The organism is Spirillospora sp. NPDC048824 (assembly GCF_043198455.1).
Taxonomy (GTDB): Bacteria; Actinomycetota; Actinomycetes; order Streptosporangiales; family Streptosporangiaceae; genus Spirillospora.
This window is the reverse complement of the sequence record NZ_JBICUS010000007.1, coordinates 241,395-262,365: the sequence shown is the minus strand read 5'-3', so window position 1 is coordinate 262,365 and position 20,971 is coordinate 241,395. Positions and strand designations below refer to the sequence as shown.

The 20,971-nt window shown below is 70.6% G+C and carries 23 protein-coding genes; 21 read left to right on the top strand and 2 right to left on the bottom strand.

Annotated elements, in window-relative coordinates:
• Positions 1 to 32: 32 nt before the first annotated feature.
• From ACGFIS_RS16575 to ccsB, 4 genes are read left to right on the top strand one after another with little or no spacing between them, the layout of a single operon-like run.
• Positions 33 to 623, top strand: coding sequence for a TlpA family protein disulfide reductase (locus ACGFIS_RS16575; RefSeq protein WP_392971488.1), 591 nt, complete (start codon positions 33 to 35; stop codon positions 621 to 623).
• On the top strand, positions 620 to 1,363 hold the full coding sequence (locus ACGFIS_RS16570) for a cytochrome c biogenesis CcdA family protein (RefSeq protein ID WP_392905724.1): 744 nt from the start codon (positions 620 to 622) through the stop codon (positions 1,361 to 1,363). The genes ACGFIS_RS16575 and ACGFIS_RS16570 overlap by 4 nt, the downstream gene beginning before the upstream one ends.
• 1 nt (position 1,364) lies before the next feature.
• On the top strand, positions 1,365 to 3,116 hold the full coding sequence (locus ACGFIS_RS16565) for a cytochrome c biogenesis protein ResB (RefSeq protein ID WP_392905722.1): 1,752 nt from the start codon (positions 1,365 to 1,367) through the stop codon (positions 3,114 to 3,116).
• A gap of 4 nt (positions 3,117 to 3,120) precedes the next feature.
• Positions 3,121 to 4,107, top strand: coding sequence for a c-type cytochrome biogenesis protein CcsB (ccsB, locus tag ACGFIS_RS16560; protein ID WP_392905719.1), 987 nt, complete (start codon positions 3,121 to 3,123; stop codon positions 4,105 to 4,107).
• A gap of 39 nt (positions 4,108 to 4,146) precedes the next feature.
• On the opposite strand, the gene ACGFIS_RS16555 is transcribed toward ccsB, so the two are convergent.
• On the bottom strand, positions 4,147 to 4,437 hold the full coding sequence (locus tag ACGFIS_RS16555; protein ID WP_392905716.1) for a hypothetical protein: 291 nt from the start codon (positions 4,435 to 4,437) through the stop codon (positions 4,147 to 4,149).
• Positions 4,438 to 4,574: 137 nt separating this feature from the next.
• Here ACGFIS_RS16555 and ACGFIS_RS16550 point away from each other — a divergent pair, with 137 nt between their 5' ends.
• Both ACGFIS_RS16550 and ACGFIS_RS16545 read left to right on the top strand, forming a co-directional pair.
• Complete coding sequence (locus ACGFIS_RS16550) at positions 4,575 to 5,561, top strand: hypothetical protein (protein WP_392905714.1); 987 nt, start codon at positions 4,575 to 4,577, stop codon at positions 5,559 to 5,561.
• A gap of 16 nt (positions 5,562 to 5,577) precedes the next feature.
• Entirely contained in the window at positions 5,578 to 5,841 is a 264-nt protein-coding gene (locus tag ACGFIS_RS16545; RefSeq protein WP_392905711.1) for a hypothetical protein, read from the top strand.
• Between the two features lie 163 nt (positions 5,842 to 6,004).
• On the opposite strand, the gene ACGFIS_RS16540 is transcribed toward ACGFIS_RS16545, so the two are convergent.
• Positions 6,005 to 6,208, bottom strand: coding sequence for a BldC family transcriptional regulator (locus ACGFIS_RS16540; RefSeq protein ID WP_021593176.1), 204 nt, complete (start codon positions 6,206 to 6,208; stop codon positions 6,005 to 6,007).
• Between the two features lie 247 nt (positions 6,209 to 6,455).
• Between ACGFIS_RS16540 and ACGFIS_RS16535 the strand changes: the two genes are divergently transcribed.
• The 15 genes from ACGFIS_RS16535 to nuoK all read left to right on the top strand — a co-directional run bounded on the left by ACGFIS_RS16535 (position 6,456) and on the right by nuoK (position 20,971).
• Entirely contained in the window at positions 6,456 to 7,436 is a 981-nt protein-coding gene (locus ACGFIS_RS16535; protein WP_392905707.1) for a threonine/serine dehydratase, read from the top strand.
• Positions 7,437 to 7,480: 44 nt separating this feature from the next.
• Entirely contained in the window at positions 7,481 to 7,720 is a 240-nt protein-coding gene (locus tag ACGFIS_RS16530; protein WP_392905704.1) for a DUF4229 domain-containing protein, read from the top strand.
• An 81-nt stretch (positions 7,721 to 7,801) separates the two neighbouring features.
• Positions 7,802 to 8,518 carry a demethylmenaquinone methyltransferase gene (locus ACGFIS_RS16525; protein WP_392905701.1) on the top strand — a complete coding sequence of 239 codons (717 nt, stop codon included), beginning with the start codon at positions 7,802 to 7,804 and terminating at the stop codon, positions 8,516 to 8,518.
• A gap of 137 nt (positions 8,519 to 8,655) precedes the next feature.
• Positions 8,656 to 9,912 (top strand): geranylgeranyl reductase family protein, encoded by a 1,257-nt coding sequence (locus ACGFIS_RS16520; RefSeq protein ID WP_392905698.1) that lies wholly within the window; start codon positions 8,656 to 8,658, stop codon positions 9,910 to 9,912.
• Positions 9,913 to 10,105: 193 nt separating this feature from the next.
• A complete protein-coding gene (locus tag ACGFIS_RS16515; protein WP_392905695.1) occupies positions 10,106 to 10,465 on the top strand; it encodes an NADH-quinone oxidoreductase subunit A in 360 nt (119 codons plus the stop codon).
• Position 10,466: 1 nt separating this feature from the next.
• Positions 10,467 to 11,012: a NuoB/complex I 20 kDa subunit family protein gene (locus tag ACGFIS_RS16510; RefSeq protein WP_392905693.1), complete on the top strand. Its 546-nt coding sequence runs from the start codon at positions 10,467 to 10,469 to the stop codon at positions 11,010 to 11,012.
• Positions 11,012 to 11,791 carry an NADH-quinone oxidoreductase subunit C gene (locus ACGFIS_RS16505; protein WP_392905691.1) on the top strand — a complete coding sequence of 260 codons (780 nt, stop codon included), beginning with the start codon at positions 11,012 to 11,014 and terminating at the stop codon, positions 11,789 to 11,791. The genes ACGFIS_RS16510 and ACGFIS_RS16505 overlap by 1 nt, the downstream gene beginning before the upstream one ends.
• Positions 11,788 to 13,134, top strand: a complete 1,347-nt coding sequence (locus ACGFIS_RS16500) for an NADH-quinone oxidoreductase subunit D (RefSeq protein ID WP_392905688.1) — start codon at positions 11,788 to 11,790, stop codon at positions 13,132 to 13,134. The genes ACGFIS_RS16505 and ACGFIS_RS16500 overlap by 4 nt, the downstream gene beginning before the upstream one ends.
• Positions 13,131 to 13,955, top strand: coding sequence for an NADH-quinone oxidoreductase subunit NuoE (gene nuoE, locus ACGFIS_RS16495; RefSeq protein ID WP_392971484.1), 825 nt, complete (start codon positions 13,131 to 13,133; stop codon positions 13,953 to 13,955). Before ACGFIS_RS16500 ends, nuoE begins: the two co-directional genes overlap by 4 nt.
• Positions 13,952 to 15,250 carry an NADH-quinone oxidoreductase subunit NuoF gene (nuoF, locus tag ACGFIS_RS16490; protein WP_358449148.1) on the top strand — a complete coding sequence of 433 codons (1,299 nt, stop codon included), beginning with the start codon at positions 13,952 to 13,954 and terminating at the stop codon, positions 15,248 to 15,250. The genes nuoE and nuoF overlap by 4 nt, the downstream gene beginning before the upstream one ends.
• Positions 15,247 to 17,730, top strand: coding sequence for an NADH-quinone oxidoreductase subunit G (locus tag ACGFIS_RS16485; RefSeq protein ID WP_392971481.1), 2,484 nt, complete (start codon positions 15,247 to 15,249; stop codon positions 17,728 to 17,730). Before nuoF ends, ACGFIS_RS16485 begins: the two co-directional genes overlap by 4 nt.
• Entirely contained in the window at positions 17,727 to 19,064 is a 1,338-nt protein-coding gene (nuoH, locus tag ACGFIS_RS16480) for an NADH-quinone oxidoreductase subunit NuoH (RefSeq protein ID WP_392971478.1), read from the top strand. The genes ACGFIS_RS16485 and nuoH overlap by 4 nt, the downstream gene beginning before the upstream one ends.
• 49 nt (positions 19,065 to 19,113) lie before the next feature.
• Positions 19,114 to 19,734: an NADH-quinone oxidoreductase subunit NuoI gene (gene nuoI, locus ACGFIS_RS16475; RefSeq protein WP_392971586.1), complete on the top strand. Its 621-nt coding sequence runs from the start codon at positions 19,114 to 19,116 to the stop codon at positions 19,732 to 19,734.
• Positions 19,731 to 20,675, top strand: coding sequence for an NADH-quinone oxidoreductase subunit J (locus ACGFIS_RS16470; RefSeq protein WP_392971475.1), 945 nt, complete (start codon positions 19,731 to 19,733; stop codon positions 20,673 to 20,675). The genes nuoI and ACGFIS_RS16470 overlap by 4 nt, the downstream gene beginning before the upstream one ends.
• Positions 20,672 to 20,971: an NADH-quinone oxidoreductase subunit NuoK gene (gene nuoK / locus ACGFIS_RS16465; protein WP_392905674.1), complete on the top strand. Its 300-nt coding sequence runs from the start codon at positions 20,672 to 20,674 to the stop codon at positions 20,969 to 20,971. The genes ACGFIS_RS16470 and nuoK overlap by 4 nt, the downstream gene beginning before the upstream one ends.

Here is a 20,971-nt window from a genome sequence, read left to right as displayed (position 1 = left end):
TTGTGTACTACGTCTTGTAGTAGGAGGGTCCGTTGAGCCCCCGAATCTCCCCTCTGCGCGCCGCCGCCGCTGCCGTCGCGCTCTGCGGGCTGCTGGCCGGCTGCGCCGGAACCAGCGCCTCGGAGAACGGGCAGGGCGGCGACGCCAACCGGTTCATCTCGGGAGACGGCAATGTCACCGAGTACAAGTCCGCCGAGCGCCCGAGCGTCCAGGGCGTCTCCGGCCGGCTCCTGGACGGCAAGCCGTTCAAGCTCGCCGACCTCAAGGGCAAGGTCGTGGTCGTGAACTTCTGGGCGTCCTGGTGTGCGCCCTGCCGCGGCGAGGCCCCGTCGCTGCAGCACGTCTACACCGAGAACAAGGACAAGGGCGTCGAGTTCCTCGGCGTCAACTTCAAGGACTCCAAGGCCAACGCCGAGGCGTTCGAGCGCAAGTTCAAGATCACCTACCCGAGCCTGTCCGACGCCGACGGCCAGGTCACGCTGGCCTTCCGCGAGGTGCCGCCCAGCGCGATCCCGAGCACGCTCGTCCTCGACCGGCAGGGCCGCGTCGCCGCCCGCATCATCGGCGCGACGACCTACTCCAAGCTCAACCCCCTGGTCGCCGAGATCTCCTCAGAAAAGTGAGCTCACTCAACGAGACGGTCGTCAGCGGGTCGCTGGTGGCGGCGGCGCCGCTGGCGGCGCTCGCCGGGCTCGTCTCGTTCGCCTCGCCGTGCGTCCTGCCGCTGGTACCGGGCTACCTGTCGTACGTGACGGGCATGTCCGGCGCCGACATGGCCGAGCAGCGGCGGGGACGGCTGCTCGCCGGCGTCCTGCTGTTCGTCGCGGGCTTCAGCGTCGTGTTCGTGAGCTACGGCGTCGTGTTCGGGGGGCTGGGACGGTGGCTGCTGGAGTACCAGGACCCGATCACCCGCGTCCTCGGCGTCATCACGATCCTGTTCGGCCTCGCGTTCATGGGGTTCATCCCCGGCCTGCAGCGCACCTTGAAGTCGGGACGGCTGCCGGCGGCCGGTCTCGCGGGCGCGCCGCTCCTCGGCGTCCTGTTCGGGCTCGGCTGGACGCCGTGCATCGGCCCGACGCTCGGCGCCGTGCAGAGCCTCGCCGTCACGGAGGCGAGCGCCGGGCGCGGCGCGCTACTGTCGCTGGCGTACTGCCTGGGCCTCGGGCTGCCGTTCGTGGCCGCGGCGATCGCCTACCGCCGGGCGCTCGGCGCGTTCGACGCCGTGAAGCGCCACTACCCCCTGGTCATGCGGATCGGCGGGGGGATGCTCGTCCTCATCGGGGTGCTGCTGGTCAGCGGCCTGTGGGGTGACCTGAACATCCAGCTCAAGTCGTGGATCAGCGGCTTCCAACCGGTGATTTGAGATGACTGACATCCAGGACGACGTGCAGGACGACGCGCAGGCCGCGGAGGCCGCGGAGTCGGGGACCCTGGCGCCCGCCGCGCGGCAGGCGCCGGGGGAGGCCCCCGGCCCGGCCGGTCTCGGCCCGATCGGCTGGCTGCGGTGGGGCTGGCGCCAGCTCACCACGATGCGCACCGCGCTGATCCTGCTGTTCCTGGTCGCGCTCGGCGCGGTGCCCGGGTCGATCCTGCCGCAGCGCGGGCAGGCGCCGGAGAAGGTCGCGGCCTACCTTGAGGAGCACACGACGCTCGGGCCGTGGCTGGACAGGGCGTCGATGTTCGACGTGTTCGCCGCGCCCTGGTTCGCGGCGATCTACATCCTGCTGTTCGTCTCGCTGGCCGGCTGCGTCATCCCCCGCGCGGTCAAGCACTACCGGTCGATGCGGGCGCGGCCGCCGGCGGCGCCCCGGAACCTGGCGCGGCTCCCGCAGTCCGCGAAGTACGAGACGGACACGTCCCCGGAGGACGTCCTCGCCGAGGCGCGCGAGGTACTGCGCGGGCGCCGGTTCCGCGTGGACGTCGCCGGCGGCGCCGCGTCCGCCGAGAAGGGCTATCTCGGCGAGACCGGGAACCTGCTCTTTCACCTGGCGCTGCTGGCGCTGCTGTTCGCGCTCGGCCTCGGGAACCTGTTCGGCTACCAGGGGAACGTGCTGCTGGCCGAGGGCAACACGTTCGCCAACTCGCTGAGCCGGTACGACAAGTTCTCGCCGGGGCGCATGTTCGGCGACGGGGACCTCGCCCCGTTCACCGTCACCCTGGACGACTTCAAAGCCGAGTACCAGACCGAAGGCGACAAACGCGGCCAGGCCACCGACTTCAACGCCGACATCCGCTACCGGTCCGCCCCGGACGCCGCGGAGAAGCCGTACGACCTGAGGATGAACCATCCGCTCAGCGTCGGCGGAGCGAAGGTGTACCTGCTCGGCCACGGCTACGCGCCGGTCTTCACCGTCCGGGACGCCAACGGTGACGTCGCGTTCAAGGACTCGGTGCCGTTCCTGGAGATGCAGCAGGCGAACCTGACGTCCGAGGGCGTCATCAAGGTCCCCGACGCCCAGCCCGACCAGCTCGCCTTCTACGCGATCCTGTGGCCCACGGCGATGGCCAGCGAGGACGGCAAGCAGATCGTCTCGGGGTTCCCGGCTCCGCTCCGCCCGGTCGTCACGATCACCGCGTTCAAGGGCGACATCGGCCTGGACTCCGGGACACCCCAGTCGGTCTACAAGCTGGAAGGCGTCGGCGAGACGCTCCACCCCGTCAAGGACGGCCAGAAGCTGCTGGAGCCGGGGGAGACGTTCGAACTGCCCGGCGGCGCAGGGTCGGTCACGTTCGACGGGCTGGAGGAGTACGTCACCCTGTCGGTCAACCACGACCCGGGACGCGTCCCCGCGCTGATCGCCGCCATCCTCGCGGTGCTGGGCGTGGCGGCGTCGTTCATGGTCCGGCGGCGCAGGGTGTGGGTCCGTGCGAGCGCCGCGGAGGGCGGGCGTACGGTTGTCGAGGTCGGTGGTCTCACGCTGGGGAGCCCGACCGCGGAGTTCGACGAGATCGTGACCGCGTTGCGCGGTCCGGAGGACAGGCCCGACGTCGAGGCTTCCGAGGGTAAGGAGCCCGAGGCCGAGGAGCCCGAGGACACGGAGTCCGAGGCCGAGGGGCCTGAAAGCGAGCCCGCCGCCGACCCGGAATCCGGGTCGGCGACCGAATCGAAGGAGTGACGCGGTGAGCGACGCCGACCTCGCGAACCTGAGCGACAAGCTCATGCTGACCACCGTGGTGATGTACGTCATCGCGCTGGCCGCCTACGCCATCGACCTCGGCTTCGGCCGCCGCGCCGCACCGGAGACGGTTTCAGAGAAGGCGGAGGCGAAGGTCCTGGTGGGCGCCGGCGCCCACGCCGAGGACGCCGGCCCGGCCGCGGACGCGTCCGCCGCCGCGGACACCGAGGACGGAGGCGAGCGTCCCCAGCTCGACTGGGTCCGCCTCGCGGTCCTGCTCAACGTGCTGGGCTGGGGCGCGCACCTCGGCGTCATGGTCACCCGCGGGCTGTCCGCGGGCCGGTGGCCGTGGGGGAACATGTACGAGTTCCTCACCGCCATCGCGTTCGCCGCCGTCACCGCGTTCATGGTCGTGATGTACCGCTACAAGGCGCGTTTCCTCGGTGCGTTCGTCATGGCCGCCGCGGTCGTCGCGCTGGGCGTGGCGAACATCTGGCTGTACGACTCGGTCGGCCCGGTCACCCCGGCGCTGAACTCGTACTGGATCGCCATCCACGTGACCGCGGCGATCATCGCGACGGGCGCGTTCACCGTCGCGGGCGCCGCAACGGTCCTGTACCTGGTGAAGGACCGCGTGGAGGCGCGCCGTGGAGTCGCGGACGGCGGCGTCCTGTCCCGCATGCCGTCGGCCGAGAGCCTGGACCGCCTCGCGATGCGGGTCACGATGTTCGCGTTCCCGATCTGGACGGCTGCCATCATCATGGGCGCCATCTGGGCCGACCAGGCGTGGGGCCGGTACTGGGGCTGGGACCCGAAGGAGGTCTGGTCCTTCGTCACCTGGATCATCTACGCCGCCTACCTGCACGCTCGCGCGACGGCCGGCTGGAAGGGCCGCAAGGCCGCGATCCTCGCGCTGCTCGCGTTCGCCGCGCTGATGTTCAACTTCTTCGGCGTGAACTACCTGTTCTCCGGCCTGCACTCCTACGCGTAAGGAGACCGCGTGTAGGACGGACGCTCGCGCGAGCGTCCGTCAGGCTCCCTCGTCGCGGAGCCGGCGTTCCAGATCACGCAGGAACGCCGGGTCGTCGTCCGGGCCGATCGGCCCGGCGGCGGCCATCCGGGAGCCGAAGGCCGCCGCGCCGTGGCGGGGCCGGCCGTCCAGCAGCCACAGCATCGAGCCGATGAGGAAGCCGAAGAAGGCGATCGCGAACCAGCCCCGCCTGGACAGGTGCCGCAACTCGGATGCGTCGGTCCGGAGGACGTCCAGGAGGCAGTAGAGCCAGATCCCGAGCAAAACCAGCGTAACCAGCACGTTTGTCACGGCTAAAGGGTATCCGTGACTCGTGGGGATGACGCCAAGTCGGGTTCCGGCTTACCCTTTCTGCGGGGCCCTGTCCGTCACCGGACCCGATGAGCGTTGCTTGTGAACCCCCATGGGCCCGTCGACAGAGGAGCCTGATGCGCTTCAAAGGCGTCCATCGCAAGCCCCGGGAGCTGCGGAGCCGGGAGTCGCTCCGTGGTGGGCAGAGCCGCAGGAACGATGCCGCGTACTCCCCGTCGCCGCCCGACTCGGGGCAGGTGCGGCCGCGCAGCAACCAGCCGCGCGACCGGTTCGGGCGGTTCCGCAAGGCCGGCCGTGACGACGACTACGCGCTCGGGCCCGGCGCGGACCGTCCCGGCGCGAACGGCGGAGTGGACGGCGGCGACGCGGTGGCCGGGCTCACCGGCAGGTTCGGGCGGCGCAGGCACGGGCGGCCCCGGTCCGGCGACTACTCGTGGAGCGACTTCGAGCTGGAGGACGACCGGCTCCGCGTGGAGCCGCACCCGCCGGGCATGCCGCACGCCGCCGACGGCCGCCGCAACTGCGGTGCCCTGGAAGGCATCCTCTACCGGCAGTGGGACGTCCGGGGAGGGCCGCCGACACCAGAGGTGATCGGGGCCGTGGACAGCCTGGCATCGCTGCCCGAGCCGCTGAAGGAGAAGCTCGCGGGCGGGCTCGACGGCATCTACGTGGGGCCCGGAGGCGTCCCGCAGCTCGACGACATGGGCCATCTGCGCGACCGGCCGCTCCCGTCCGGCCGCGCCACCTGGGACATCTGCGCCGGCGCGTACGGCGACCGCAAGATCGTCGTGGGGGACCGGCCGTCCCCGACGCCGGACGTGATGCTGCACGAGGTCGGGCACGCGCTCGACGACATCGACGGCGACGACGGCGAGTGGACGTCCGACAGCCCCGCCTTCCGCAAGCTGTACGAGGAGTGCAGGCCGCATCTCGCGAGCGACTTCCACCGCCAGCCCGACGCGCTCGGCCGCCGCGAGTTCTTCGCGGACGCGTTCGCCGCGATCTCCTCCCGGCAGCGCCCGGCCCTCGTCGATATGCTCGCCGGCAACATCCGGACCGCCCTGGAGGTCATGCTCTTCTTCAACCGCAGGTACGGGATCTAGGGGAGGGTGATCGAGGATGTACGTGATCCGGCTCCCCGATGGCACGCTCCGGGTCCCGCACAGCGTTCTCGCCGAACCCGCCGAGGCGGGCGAAGGACGGATCATCGCCGACGCCTATGTCGAGATCGGGCCGGACGACCCCGACTACGACCGGCTTCTCCGCGAGTCGCTCACGGAGGAGGAACTGGAGGAGCGGCGGCGCCGCTGGCGGGACGAGGACGCTGACCTGCTCCGCCGGTTCGAGGAGTGGAAGGCGGGCGACGCCGGAGACCAGGCGTAGAACCGGAGGCAAGGCGTGGGAGAGTGAACCGAGCCCCGGAGTCGGCGCCCGAGTACGGGCGGGGAGATGTGCCGGCGGGGAGTGAGAAGGCCCCGGCCGCCCGGGCGAGGGATTCCTGCGAGGGGACTACCACGGCGCGGCGGTCCGGGCGGCTGAGGCCAGGTCAGCGGGCCGAATGCTCGGCGACGGGCTCCTCGCCGCGCAGCAGCGCGTGCACCTCGGACTCGCGGAAGCGGCGGTGGCCTCCGGGAGTGCGGATGCTGCTGATCCGGCCCGCGGCGGCCCACCGGGTGACCGTCTTCGGGTCGACCCGGAAGAGGGCGGCGACCTCTCCTGGTGTCAGCAGGCGCTCGCTCGTGCTCTCCACGTTTTCTCTCCCCCTTTGTCCCGCTCTCGGCGCGGGTGGACTGTTTAACAGTGTGGCGGGTCAAGACCGATTTCTCCCTTGTTTTCGGAAAAGATCACGGTCCGTAGTTCGCCGAACAGGAGCGATCACCGTCGGTGCCCGCACCGTGAGTGACGCAGATCACATTGACCCCGTTTGACCTGCCATGTCACGTCCGAAACGGGCCGCGGGCAGCCCCTGCCCACCGCGCGAAGTAGTCTCCCAGAACATGTCCGACCTTGTATCGCTACCGGAGATGGAGGCGGCCGCCGAGCGCATCGCGGGCGTCGCCCTCCGGACACCGCTCGTCCGGTTCCCCCACGACCCCGCCCCGGCGGCCGCCGGGGAGCCGTCGTTGCTCGTGAAGGCCGAGTCGCTGCAGCCGATCGGAGCGTTCAAGGTGCGCGGCGCGTACGCCGCCATCTCGTCCCTGACCCCGGACGAACGCCGGCGCGGTGTGGTGACGCACTCCAGCGGCAACCACGCGCAGGCCGTCGCCTACGCGGCGCGCACCTTCGGCGTCAAGGCCGTCCTGGTCATGCCGCACAACACCCCGGGCGTCAAGGTCGACGCGTGCATCGCGCTCGGCGCCGAGATCGTCTATGTCGAGCCGACGTCGCAGGCCCGCGCCGAGACCGCCGGCAAGCTCGCCGGCGCGCACGGCTTCGCGATGATCCCGCCCTACGACGACGCCCGGGTCATCGCCGGTCAGGGCACCGTCGGGATGGAGATCGTCCAGGACCGCCCGGACGTGGACGTCGTGCTCGTCCCCGTCAGCGGCGGCGGCCTGATCGCCGGAGTGTCCGCCGCCGTCAAGGCGCTGCGGCCCGAGGCCAGGGTCATCGGCGTCGAACCGGAACTCGCCGCCGACGCCCGCGACTCGATGGCCGCGGGACGTCCCGTCGCCTGGGACGCCGAGGAGACCGGCCGCACCATCGCCGACGCCCTGCGCGTACAGCGGGTCGGCGACCTCCCCTTCGCGCATATGCGCGCCCACGTGGACGGCATCGTCACCGTCACCGAGGACGAGATCAGGGCGTCGATGCGCCGCCTCGCCCGCGAGGCCCGCCTCCTCGCCGAACCCGCCGGCGCCGTCGCCACCGCCGCCTACCTCTACCGCCGCGCCGAACTCCCGGCCGGACGCACCTACGTCTCGATCCTCTCCGGCGGCAACGCGGACCCGTCACTGCTCTTGGACGTCCTGAGGTGACCCGGCGCAGAGGTCACGGGGTGTGGAGGTAGCCTCGAAGGGTCATGCGTTCCATCATCTTCTACACCGCCGCACGGGTCGTGATCTTTCTGGCGACCGCGGGCGTGCTGGCGCTGATCGGCGCCCGCGGTGCCCTGCTCCTGCTCCTGGCGCTGGTGATCAGCGGCGTCGTCAGCTACGTGCTGCTGTCCGGTCAGCGTGACCGGATGTCCGCCGCGGTCGTCTCCGGTGCCCGCTCCCAGCGGGCGAAGTTCCAGAAGTCCGTAACCAAGGAAGACGGCTAGAAGGAAGACGCCGGCGGGAGGCCCCGCGGGGACCGACCCGCGATGCGTGTGCGCCGTGCCACTGCTTCTAGGGTGGGGGGCATGAGCCGCGCCTCTCTTGACAAGAAGCCCGCCGACGTCGCGGCGATGTTCGACGGCACCGCCGAGCGGTACGACCTGCTGAACACGCTGATGACCGGCGGGCAGGACCGGCGGTGGCGCCGGGAGGTGGTGCGGGCGGTGGACGCGAAGCCCGGTGAGCGGGTCCTCGACCTCGCGGCGGGTACCGGGACGTCCGCGGTGCCGTTCGCCGAGGCGGGCGCCGAAACGGTGGCGTGCGACTTCTCGCTCGGCATGCTGCGGGTCGGCGTGCGGCGGCACGGCCGGGGCCGGACGACGCGCGCGCGGCGGCTGGGTTTCGTCGCGGGGGACGCGCTGCGGCTGCCGTTCGCGGACGGGTCGTTCGACGCCGTCACGATCTCGTTCGGGCTCCGCAACGTGGCCGACACGGGGCTGGCGCTGCGCGAGCTGCGGCGTGTCGCGAAGCCCGGCGGGCGGCTGCTGATCTGCGAGGTGAGCCACCCTCCGAACGGGCTGCTGGCGTTCGGCCACAAGGCGCATCTCCGGTACGGGCTGCCGCTGCTGGCGCGGGTCAGCTCCAACCCCGACTCCTACAGGTACCTGGCCGAGTCGACGCTCGCCTGGCCGGACCAGGCGGCGCTGGCGCGGCTGGTCCAGGACGCGGGCTGGGACGGGGTGCACTGGCGCGATCTCACGTTCGGGGTGGCCGCGCTGCACCGCGCGGTCAACCCGGGATGACCCGCGGGCGGCCGCCGGTCCGGACCGATCCAAACCTGGACCGGCCCAGAAGTACGCACCAGTCGTGATAAAGGAATAGACTCCCCATCGGATCCTTGTGAAGTGCTTCACAAGCGAACGAGCTAAAGAGGACCGCAGTGACCGACTCCGCCCGACACGCAGATGTCATCGTCGTCGGGGCAGGCCCCGCCGGATCGTCGACCGCGTACTGGCTGGCGCAGGCCGGCCTTGAGGTGTTCCTGCTGGAGAAGACCAGGTTCCCGCGCGACAAGATCTGCGGCGACGGCCTCACGCCGCGCGCCGTCCGCGCCCTCATCGGGATGGGCGTCGACGTCAGCGACCCGGGCTGGGGACGCAACAAGGGGCTGCGCATCTACGGCGGCGGCGTCAAGGTGGAGCTGCCGTGGCCGGAGCTCGCGAGCTTCCCCGACTTCGGGCTCGTCCGCAAGCGCACCGACTTCGACCAGCTCCTCGCCGAGCACGCCGCGAAGGCCGGCGCCCGGCTGCTGCAGGGCTGCACCGTGACCGGCCCGATCCTGGACGAGCGCACCGACCGCATCACCGGCGTCACCGCCGACTACGAGGGCGAGGAGGTCGAGTTCCACGCGCCGCTGGTCGTCGCGGCCGACGGCAACTCGACCAGGCTGTCGCTCGCCATGGGCCTGCGGCGGCGCGAGGACCGCCCGATGGGCGTCGCGGTCCGCCGCTACTTCCAGACGCCCCGCCACGACGACGACTACATGGAGGCGTGGCTGGAGCTGTGGGACGGCGAGCGCCTCCTGCCCGGCTACGGCTGGGTCTTCGGCGTCGGGGACGGCACGTCCAACGTCGGGCTCGGGCTCCTCAACACCAGCAAGGCGTTCCAGAGCGTCGACTACCGCGGCATGCTGAAGCGCTGGTGCGCGCAGATGCCGGAGGACTGGCAGTTCGACGAGGACCACGCGACCTCGAAGATCCGCGGCGCGGCGCTGCCGATGGGCTTCAACCGGCAGCCGCACTACACCCGAGGGATGCTGCTCGTCGGCGACGCCGGCGGCATGATCAACCCGTTCAACGGGGAGGGCATCGACTACGCGCTCGAGTCCGGCCGGCTGGCCGCCGACATCATGGTGCAGGCACTCGCCCGCCGCACCCCCGCCCAGCGGGAGCGGACGCTGTACGAGTACCCGCGCATCCTGAAGGAGGACCACGGCGGCTACTTCACTCTGGCCCGGGTGTTCGTCCAGGCCATCGGCGATCCGCGCATCATGAAGTTCCTCACCGCGCACGGGTTGCCCCACCCCACGCTGATGCGGTTCACGCTCAAGCTGCTCGCGAACCTGACCGACCCCAAGGGCGGGGACGCGATGGACCGCGTCATCAACGCGATGCAGAAGGTGGCGCCGGCGGCATGAGCGATGGCGTGACCGATCGTGTGAGCGGCGCCGTGAGCGAGCGCATGCGATTCAAGCTTCCGCAGGTGAGCGGACTAAAGTGCATGACCCGACCCCCTGAGGGGAGCGATATTGATCACCTTGGCTAGGGTGGCGGCCCGCGGCGGAGCCGTCCGGTACAGCGTTGTACGTTCCGAGGAGAGGCCGTAGGGGCATGGATCTCTATATTCCGCTCATCGTCCTGGGGGTGCTCGGCTTCGGCTTCGCCGCCTTCTCGGTGGTGATGGCCTCGTTCACGGGGCCGAAGCGGTGGAACCGCGCGCGGCTCGACGCCTACGAGTGCGGTATCGAACCGACCCCGCAGCCGGTGGGCGGCGGACGTTTTCCGATCAAGTACTACCTGACGGCGATGCTGTTCATCGTCTTCGACATTGAGATCATCTTCCTTTACCCCTGGGCGGTCGCGTTCGACCGGATGGGGCTCTTCGCCCTTGTCGAGATGGTCCTTTTCATCGTCGCCGTTCTCGTGGCGTACGCCTACATCTGGCGGCGCGGCGGTCTGGAGTGGGACTGATATGGGTGTTGAGGAGAAGCTTCCCAGCGGCTTCCTGCTGACCACGGTCGAGCAGGTCGCGGGGTGGGCGCGCAAGAGCTCGGTGTGGCCGGCGACGTTCGGCCTTGCCTGCTGCGCGATCGAGATGATGGCGGCCGGCGACCCCAGGCACGACTTTTCCCGGTGGGGAATGGAACGCGCCTCGGCGACGCCGCGGCAGGCCGACCTGATGATCGTCGCGGGCCGGGTGAGCCAGAAGATGGCCCCGGTGCTGCGGCAGATCTACGACCAGATGACCGAGCCGAAGTGGGTCATCGCGATGGGCGTGTGCGCCTCGTCCGGCGGCATGTTCAACAACTACGCGATCGTGCAGGGCGTCGACCACATCGTCCCGGTGGACATCTACCTGCCCGGCTGCCCGCCGCGCCCGGAGATGCTGCTGGACGCGATCGTCAAGCTGCACGACCAGATCCAGAACACCAAGCTCGGCCCGCAGCGCCAGAAGCAGATCGCCGAGCTGGAAGAGGCCAAGCGCCGCCGGCTGCCGCTGCTCGGACAGGGGGCCTGATGAGTTCCGAACATCCCGAGCAGAAGGCCGAGCAGAGCGCCGACCAGCTGCCCGCGCACACCGAGGAGGAGCGCCGGGAGCAGCCGATCGTCCGCAAGGGCATGTTCGGCGCGAAGACGACCGGCGACACGTCCGGGTACGGCGGGCTGGTCATCCGGCAGAGCCCGAAGGTGTCCGCGACCCGCCCGTACGGCGGGCCGGGCGGCGCCGCCGAGCCCGGCGAGTTCGACGTGATCGCCGACGAGCTGGAGCGCGCACTGCGGGGTCCGGGGTCGTCCCCGGAGAAGGCGGGGCCCGATTTCGGTGACGCGATCGAGCGGGTCGTCGTCGACCGCGGTGAGCTGACGTTCTTCGTCAGGCGCGAGCACCTGCGTGAGGTGGCGCGCACCATGCGGGACGACCCGTCGCTGCGCTTCGAGCTGTGCTCGGGCGTGTCGGGCGTCCACTACCCGAAGGACGAGGGCGCGGAGCTGCACTCCGTCGTGCACCTGCTGTCGATCACGCACAACCGGCGCGTCCGGCTGGAGGCGACCTGCCCGGACGCCGACCCGCACATCCCGTCCCTGGCACCGGTCTACCCGACGAGCGACTGGCACGAGCGCGAGACCTACGACTTCTTCGGGATCGTCTACGACGGCCACCCCGCGCTCACGCGCATCGAGATGCCCGACGACTGGGTCGGCCACCCGCAGCGCAAGGACTACCCTCTCGGCGGCATCCCCGTCGAGTACCGAGGTGCGGAGATCCCCCCGCCGGACGAAAGGCGGTCGTACGTATGAGCTCGACCAAGTACACCGAGTACGACGCCTACGCCGCCGAGGAGGCGGCCGAAGGCCGCGTGTTCGACGTCGGCGGGCAGGACTGGGACCAGGTCGTCGCCGGCGCCGAGGAGGCCGGTGACGAGCGGCTCGTCGTCAACATGGGCCCGCAGCACCCGTCGACGCACGGCGTGCTCCGGCTGATCCTCACGCTCGACGGTGAGACGGTGACCGAGGCCCGGGTGAACATCGGGTACCTGCACACCGGCATTGAGAAGAACATGGAGTTCCGTACCTGGACGCAGGGCACCACGTTCTGCACCCGGATGGACTACCTCGCGCCGCTGTTCAACGAGGCGGCGTACTGCCTGAGTGTGGAGAGGCTCCTCGGCATCACCGACCAGGTGCCGGAGCGGGCGCAGATCATCCGCGTGATGATGATGGAGCTGAACCGGATCTCCTCGCATCTGGTGGCGATCGCGACGTTCGGCCTCGAACTCGGCGCGACCACGGTGATGCTCAACGGGTTCATCGAGCGCGAGTACACCCTCGACCTGTTCGAGGAGATCACCGGGCTGCGCATGAACCACGCCTACATCCGCCCCGGCGGGGTGGCGCAGGATCTGCCGAGCGGTGCGACCAGCAAGATCCGCGACTATCTCGACCGGATGCCGAAGCGGATCGAGGCGCTGCGCAAGCTCCTGGACGCGAACCCGGTGTTCCTGGCGCGGACGAAGGACGTCGCGTACCTGGACCTGACCGGCTGCATGGCCCTCGGCGTCACCGGCCCGGTGCTGCGCGCGACCGGGCTGCCGTGGGACCTGCGCAAGTCGCAGCCGTACTGCGGCTACGAGAACTACGATTTCGAGGTCGCGACGCAGGACACGTCCGACGTGTACGGGCGCTACCTCGTCCGGATGGACGAGATGGAGCAGTCGCTGAAGATCGTCGGGCAGTGCCTGGACCGGCTGCAGGCCGCCAAGGGCCCCGTGATGATCGAGGACAAGAAGATCGGCTGGCCGGCGCAGCTGGCGATGGGCGCCGACGGCCTGGGCAACTCGCCCCGGCACATCGCGCACATCATGGGCACCTCGATGGAGGCGCTGATCCACCACTTCAAGCTGGTGACCGAGGGTTTCCGGGTACCGGCCGGGCAGGCGTACGTGCCGATCGAGTCGCCGCGCGGCGAGCTGGCCGCGCATGTGGTGAGCGACGGCGGCACCCGCCCGTTCCGCGCCCACTTCCGCGACCCGTCCTTCGTCAACCTGCAGGCCGTACCGGCGATGGCGGAGGGCGGCATGATCGCCGACATCATCGCCGCGGTGGCCAGTCTCGACCCGGTCATGGGAGGTGTGGACCGATGACATACGAGCCGGAGGTTCGTGAACGGCTGGAAAAGGACGCCAAGCTGATCATCGGCCGTTATCCGCGGCCGCGGTCGGCGCTGCTGCCGATGCTGCACCTGGTGCAGTCGGTGGAGGGGCACGTCACACAGGACGGCATCGAGTTCTGCGCGGAGCAGCTCGGGATCACGCCGGCGCAGGTGACGGGCGTCGTGACGTTCTACACGCAGTACAAGCAGGCGCCGGTCGGGGAGTACCACGTCGGCGTGTGCACCAACACGCTGTGCGCGATCATGGGCGGCGACCAGATCTGGGACGAGCTGAGCGAGCACGCCGGGGTCGGGCACGACGAGTCCACCCCGGACGGCAAGGTCAGCCTTGAGCGGATCGAGTGCAACGCGGCCTGCGACTTCGCGCCGGTGATGATGGTCAACTGGGAGTTCTTCGACAACATGACTCCCGAGAAGGCCAAGAAGCTCGTCGACGACCTGCGGTCGGGCGAGCGGGTCCTGCCCTCGCGCGGCGCGGAGCACCTGGCCACGTGGCGGGAGGCGTCCCGGGTGCTGGCGGGGTTCCCCGACGGACGCGCCGGCGAGGGCGTCCAGGCGGGGCCGGAGTCGCTGCGCGGCCTCAAACTCGCGCGGGAGCGCGGGTGGGCCGCCCCCCCGAGTGCAGTTGCCGGGGGGTCTGGGGGGTCGTCCCCCACGAATGACGCGGACGCCGACCGTGAGCGGCCGGACGAGCCGGTGAAGCCGGAGCAGATCGCCGAACCGCCGCACGAGCCCGGCGAGCCGATCCCGGGTGAGGCGAAGCCCGGCAGCCAGGAGGGGCGGAACACGTGACCACGCTGACCCCGATCCTCACCAGGAACTGGGACCAGGCCGACTCGTTCACCCGCGAGGGCTACGAGCGTGAGGGCGGCTACAAGGCGCTGCGCAAGGCGTTCGGGATGGAGCCGGACGACATCGTCCAGGCGGTCAAGGACTCCGGCCTCCGCGGCCGCGGAGGCGCCGGCTTCCCCACCGGAATGAAGTGGGGGTTCCTGCCGCCGAGCAGCCCGAACCCCCGCTACCTGGTGGTCAACGCCGACGAGTCCGAGCCGGGCACGTGCAAGGACATCCCGCTGATGATGGCCAATCCGCACGTGCTCATCGAGGGCGTCGTCATCAGCTCGTTCGCGATCAAGTCGAACCTCGCGTTCATCTACGTGCGCGGCGAGGTCCTGCACGTGATCCGCCGGCTGCACCAGGCGGTCGCGGAGGCGTACGAGGCCGGTTACCTCGGCAAGGACATCCTCGGGTCCGGTTACGACCTCGACGTCGTCGTGCACAGCGGCGCCGGGGCCTACATCTGCGGCGAGGAGACGGCGCTGCTGGACTCCCTTGAGGGGTTCCGCGGCCAGCCCAGGCTGAAGCCCCCCTTCCCGGCGGTCGCGGGCCTGTACGGCGGGCCCACCGTCATCAACAACGTCGAGTCGATCGCGTCGGTTCCCTCGATCATCGGCAACGGCCCGGAGTGGTTCGCCGCGATGGGCACCGAGAAGTCCCAGGGTTTCGGGATCTTCTCGCTGTCCGGGCATGTCACGCGTCCCGGCCAGTACGAGGCGCCGCTCGGGATCACGCTGCGGGAGCTGCTCGACATGGCGGGCGGCGTCCGCGAGGGGCACCGGCTGAAGTTCTGGACGCCCGGCGGGTCGTCCACGCCGATCTTCACCGACGAGCACCTGGACGTGCCGCTGGACTTCGAGTCCGTCGGCGCCGCCGGGTCGATGCTCGGCACCCGGGCGCTGCAGATCTTCGACGAGACGACGTGTGTCGTCCGGGCGGTGCTGCGCTGGTCGGAGTTCTACGCGCACGAGTCGTGCGGCAAGTGCACGCCGTGCCGTGAGGGCACCTACTGGTACAAGCTGATGATCAAGCGGCTGGAGGCCGGGCAGGGCACCGAAGAGGACCTGGAGACCCTGCTCGACATCTCCGACAACATCCTCGGCCGGGCGTTCTGCGCCCTCGGCGACGGCGCCACCAGCCCCGTCGTGTCGTCGATCAAGCTGTTCCGGGACGAGTACCTCCAGCACTTCGAGCAGGGCGGCTGCCCGTTCGACCCGGCCAAGTCCACCCTCTGGGGAGGTGCCAAGTGACCGTCACCGACGACAAGTCGGCGGTGGAGAAGCGTGAGGAGATGGTGTCCTGCACCATCGACGGCTTCGAGATCGAGGTGCCGAAGGGCACGCTGATCATCCGGGCCGCCGAGCTGCTCGGCATCCAGATCCCCCGGTTCTGCGAGCATCCGCTGCTCGACCCGATCGGGGCGTGCCGGCAGTGCCTGGTGGAGATTCCCGACGCCGGCAACGGCCGCGGGATGCCGAAGCCGCAGGCGTCCTGCACCACCCCCGTGATGCCGGGCATGGTCGTCCAGACCCAGCTCACCTCGCCGGTGGCCGACAAGGCCCAGCACGGCATCATGGAGTTCCTGCTCATCAACCACCCGCTGGACTGCCCCGTCTGCGACAAGGGCGGCGAGTGCCCCCTGCAGAACCAGGCGATGTCCCACGGGCGCGGCGAGACGCGGTTCCTGGAGACCAAGCGGACGTGGCCGAAGCCGCTCCCGCTGTCCAGCCAGGTGCTGCTCGACCGGGAGCGCTGCATCCAGTGCACGCGCTGCACCCGGTTCTCCGAGCAGATCGCCGGCGACGCGTTCATCGACCTGTTCGAGCGCGGCGCCAAGGAAGAGGTCGGGATCGCCGAGGACCGGCCGTTCCAGTCCTACTTCTCCGGCAACACCGTGCAGATCTGCCCCGTGGGAGCGCTCACCGGCACCGCGTACCGGTTCCGGTCCCGGCCGTTCGACCTGGTGTCGACGCCGAGCGTCTGCGAGCACTGCGCGTCCGGCTGCGCGATCCGGACCGACCACCGGCGCGGCAAGGTGACGCGGCGGCTGGCCGGCGACGACCCGCACGTCAACGAGGAGTGGAACTGCGACAAGGGCCGCTGGGCGTTCACGTACGGGACGCGGCCGGAACGGCTCACGCATCCGCTCGTCCGCAACGAGGACGGCGAGCTGGAGACGGCGTCGTGGCCGGAGGCGCTCACCATCGCGGCGGAGGGCCTCGCGGCGGCGCACGGCCGCGCCGGCGTCCTGACCGGCGGGCGCGTCACCCTTGAGGACGCCTACGCCTACGCCAAGTTCGCCCGGATCGCGCTCGGCACCAACGACGTCGACTTCCGGGCCCGGCCGCTGTCGGACGAGGAGTCGCGGTTCCTCGCCTCGTCGGTCGCGGGACGCTCCATCGAGGTGTCCTACGCCGACCTGGAGAAGGCGGGGGCAGTGCTCCTGGCCGGCTTCGAGCCGGAGGAGGAGTCGCCGATCGTGTTCCTGCGGCTCCGCAAGGCGTTCCGCAAGAACCGGCTGAAGGTGTACGCCGTCGCCCCCTTCGCGACCCGCGGGCTGGACAAGGTCGGCGGGACACTGCTGCCGACGGCGCCCGGTGCGGAGGCGGAGACGCTCGGCTCGCTGATCGGCGACGACGACCGGTCCGACATCCGGACGCTGATGGAGACGCCCGGCGCCGTGATCCTGGTCGGTGAGCGGCTCGCCGGCAGCCCCGGCGCGCTGACGGCGGCGGCCCGGCTGGCGCAGTTCACCGGCGCCCGGCTGGCGTGGGTGCCGCGCCGGGCCGGGGAACGCGGCGCGGTCGAGGCCGGGGCGCTGCCCGGACTGCTGCCGATCGGACGCCCGGTGACCGACCCGGCGGCGCGGGCGGAGGTCGCCCGCGTCTGGGGCGTCGCCGAACTGCCCTCCGGGGCGGGCGAGGACGCCGCCGGGATCATCGCGGCGGCGGCCGGGGGGCGGCGCGGGGCGCTGCTCGTCGGCGGCGTCGACCCCTACGACCTGCCCGACCCGGACGCGATGCTGCGGGCCCTGGACGCCGCCGACTTCGTGGTGAGCCTGGAGCAGCGGCCGAGCGCCGTCACCGACCGCGCCGACGTCGTCTTCCCGGTCGCGGCCGTCGCGGAGAAGTCCGGCACGTTCGTCGACTGGGAGGGCCGCGGCCGCCAGTTCGACGTCGTGCTCAGGTCGTCCGGGCGGATGTCGGACCTGCGGGTGCTGGACGCCCTCGCCGACGAGATGGACGTCCACCTCGGGCTGCCCGGCCCGGAGGCGGCGCGCCGCGAGCTGACCGAACTCGGCGCCTACCGCGGTCAGCGTCCGGACGCACCGGACGTGGCGCAGGAGCTGCCGCCGCACCCGGGGCAGGGTGAGGCGCTGGTGGCGACGTGGCGGCTGCTGCTGGACCGCGGCCGGCTGCAGGACGGCGAGCCGTTCCTCGCGGGCACCGCGAAGGCCGCGGTCGCCCGGCTGTCGCCCGCGACGGCCGCGGAGATCGGTGCGACCGGCGCGGTGACGGTGTCGGCGGCGCGCGGCGAGGTCACGCTCCCGCTGGAGGTGACCGCCGACCTGCCCGACCGGGTGGTGTGGCTGCCGACCAACTCGGCCGGCTGCGCGCTGTACCGGGACCTGGGCGCGGCGGCCGGCGGCATCGTCAAGATCGCGAGCGGGGTGCTCGCGGGCGCGACGGCGGCGCAGGCTCCTGACGAGAACGCTGGAGGCAGCAAATGAGCCCGCTCGCGGCGGCGCCGGCCGCGGATCCGACGCTGAAGGACTTCGGCTCGGATCCGTGGTGGCTGATCGGCGGCAAGGTCGTCGCCATCTTCGCGTTCCTGGTCGTGACCGTGCTGATGACGATGTGGTTCGAGCGGCGCCTCATCGGCCGGATGCAGCTGCGCGTCGGCCCGAACCGCGCGGGCCCGTTCGGCCTGCTGCAGGGCCTCGCCGACGGCATCAAGCTGGCGCTGAAGGAGGACATCGTCCCCCGCCAGGTCGACAAGGTCGTGTTCGTCCTCGCTCCGGTCATGGCGGCGGTGCCGGCGTTCATCTCGTTCGCCATCATCCCGTTCGGGCCGACGGTGTCGATCTTCGGGCACCAGACGCCGCTGCAGGGCACCGACCTCCCGGTCGCGGTGCTGCTGGTGCTGGCGATGGCGTCGATGGGCGTGTACGGGATCGTGCTGGCCGGCTGGTCGTCGATGTCGCCGTACTCGCTGCTCGGCGGGCTCCGCTCGTCCGCGCAGGTGATCTCCTACGAGATCGCGATGGCGCTGTCGTTCGTGGCGGTGTTCATGTTCGCCGGCTCGATGTCCACCTCGGAGATCGTCGCCGCGCAGCAGGACAAGTGGTTCGCGATCCTGCTGGCGCCGTCCTTCATCGTGTACGTGATCACGATGATGGGGGAGTCGAACCGCATCCCGTTCGACCTGCCGGAGGGTGAGGGCGAGCTGGTCGGCGGCTTCCACACCGAGTACTCGTCGCTGAAGTTCGCGATGTTCTTCCTCGCGGAGTACATCAACCTGGCGACGCTGTCGGCGCTGGCGACCACGCTGTTCCTCGGCGGCTGGCGCGCTCCCGCGCCGATCTCCACGGTGTGGGCGGGCGCCAACTCCGGCTGGTGGCCGGTGCTGTGGTTCCTGGCCAAGGTGCTCATGTTCATCTGCTTCTTCATCTGGCTGCGCGGCACGCTGCCCCGCGTCCGCTACGACCAGCTGATGAAGCTCGGCTGGAAGGTGCTGACGCCCTTCTCGCTCGGCTGGATCCTGCTGGTCGGCACCATCCGCGCGCTGCGCAACGACGGCTACGACATGCGGCAGATCGTGATCGTCGCCGCGGTCGCGGCCGCGGTGGTGCTGGTGGCCACGGTGCTCTGGGAGATGGTCCGGGGCGGCGAGGACGAGAAGGAGATCGTGCCGGGCGCGGGCGCGGGCAAGGACGGCGGGCCCGACCCGGCCGCCGGCGGGTTCCCGGTGCCGCCGATGGACGCGCCCCACTACCGCGGCGGCCCGGCCGGGGCTTCCACGTTGAAAACCCCTCCTGAGGAGGTCACCAGTGGGACTCACTGATTTCCTGAACCCGGTGAAGGGGTTCGGGGTCTCGTTCCACCAGATTTTCATGAAGAGCGAGACCGTTCAGTACCCCGAGGTGAAGAAGCCGACGGCTCCGCGCTTCCACGGCCGGCACCAGCTCAACCGGTGGCCGGACGGTCTGGAGAAGTGCATCGGCTGCGAGCTGTGCGCCTGGGCCTGTCCCGCCGACGCGATCTTCGTCGAGGGCGCCGACAACACCGCCGACGAGCGCTACTCGCCCGGTGAGCGGTACGGCCGCACCTACCAGATCAACTATTTGCGCTGCATCCTGTGCGGGCTGTGCATCGAGGCGTGCCCGACCCGGGCGCTCACGATGACCAACGAGTACGAGCTCGCCGACGACAGCCGCGAGAGCCTGATCTACACCAAGGAGATGCTGCTGGCGCCGCTGCGCGAGGGCATGGAGACGCCGCCGCACGAGATGCGGCTCGGCGACACCGAGGAGGACTACTACCGCCTCGGCCTCCAGCCCGAGGAGCCGGCGCCGACCGTCCCGTCCGAGGGCGGCGGCCGGGCGAGCGTCGACCAGGCGGTCGAGAAGGAGCGGGCCGCCAAGGCCGAGAAGGCGGGCAAGGACGAGAAGGCCGCCAAGGCCGAGAAGGCGGGCAAGCGCGAGAAGGCCCGTAAGCGGGGTGAGGGCAAGTGAACGCCTCGTTCTCGGGTGCGCACGTCCTCGCGGCGGAGGTCGCCGACAAGCAGTCCGGTGAGCCGTTCTTCTTCTGGCTGCTGGCCGTCGTGTCCGTCGGCGCCGCAATCGGCATGATCTTCATGCGGAAGGCGGTGCACTCGGCGCTGCTGCTGGCCACCGTGATGCTGTCCCTCGCCGCGCTGTACGCGATCCAGAACGCCCCGTTCCTGGCGTTCGTCCAGGTGATCGTCTACACCGGCGCGGTGCTGATGCTGTTCCTGTTCGTGATGATGCTCGTCGGGGTGAGCTCCACGGACTCGCTGGTCGAGACGATCCGCGGCCAGCGTTTCTGGGCGGTGGTCGCCGCGGTCGGGTTCATCGCCCTGGTGGGCGCCGGTCTCGCGAACGCGGCGCTCGGCGGCTCGGCGGGCCTGAACCAGGCCAACGCCGAAGGCAACGTCGTCGGCCTGGCCCGGCTGCTGTTCTCCAAGTACGTGTTCGCGTTCGAGGCGACCAGCGCCCTGCTGATCACCGCGGCGCTGGGCGCGATGGTGCTGGCGCACCGGGAACGCACCGAGCCGAAGCCGACGCAGAAGGACCTGTCCAAGGGACGGTTCCTGTCCGGCGACCATCCGGGCCCGCTGCCGGGCCCCGGCACCTACGCGAGGCACAACGCCGTCGACATGCCGGCGCTGCTGCCCGACGGGACACCGTCGGAGCTGTCGGTCAACCCGGTCATCGCCGCCCGCGTCGACTCGTCGGAGCGGCACGCCGATCTGCACGGCGCGTCCCCGGAAGAGGCGGTCGAGCGGAACGTCCGGGACGTCAGGGCCGTCACCGATGAAGCCGAGGACGCGGACGCCGAGTCGCGCGTCGTCAAGTCCGGGACGCGGGCCGCCGGCGGCAGTGCCGGCGGCCGGGCGGGCGGCAACGAACGTGAAGGCGAGGCTGGTCAATGAGTCCGGGGCACTACCTGGCGCTCTCGGCGATCCTGTTCACCATCGGCGCTCTCGGCGTGCTCGTGCGCCGCAACGCGATCGTGGTGTTCATGTGCATCGAGCTGATGCTGAACGCGACGAACCTGGCGTTCGTCTCGTTCTCCCGCATGCACGGCAACCTGGACGGTCAGATCATCGCCTTCTTCGTGATGGTGGTGGCCGCCGCGGAGGTCGTGGTGGGCCTGGCGATCATCATGACCGTCTTCCGGACCCGCAGGTCCTCGTCGGTGGACGACGTGAACCTGCTGAAGTACTGA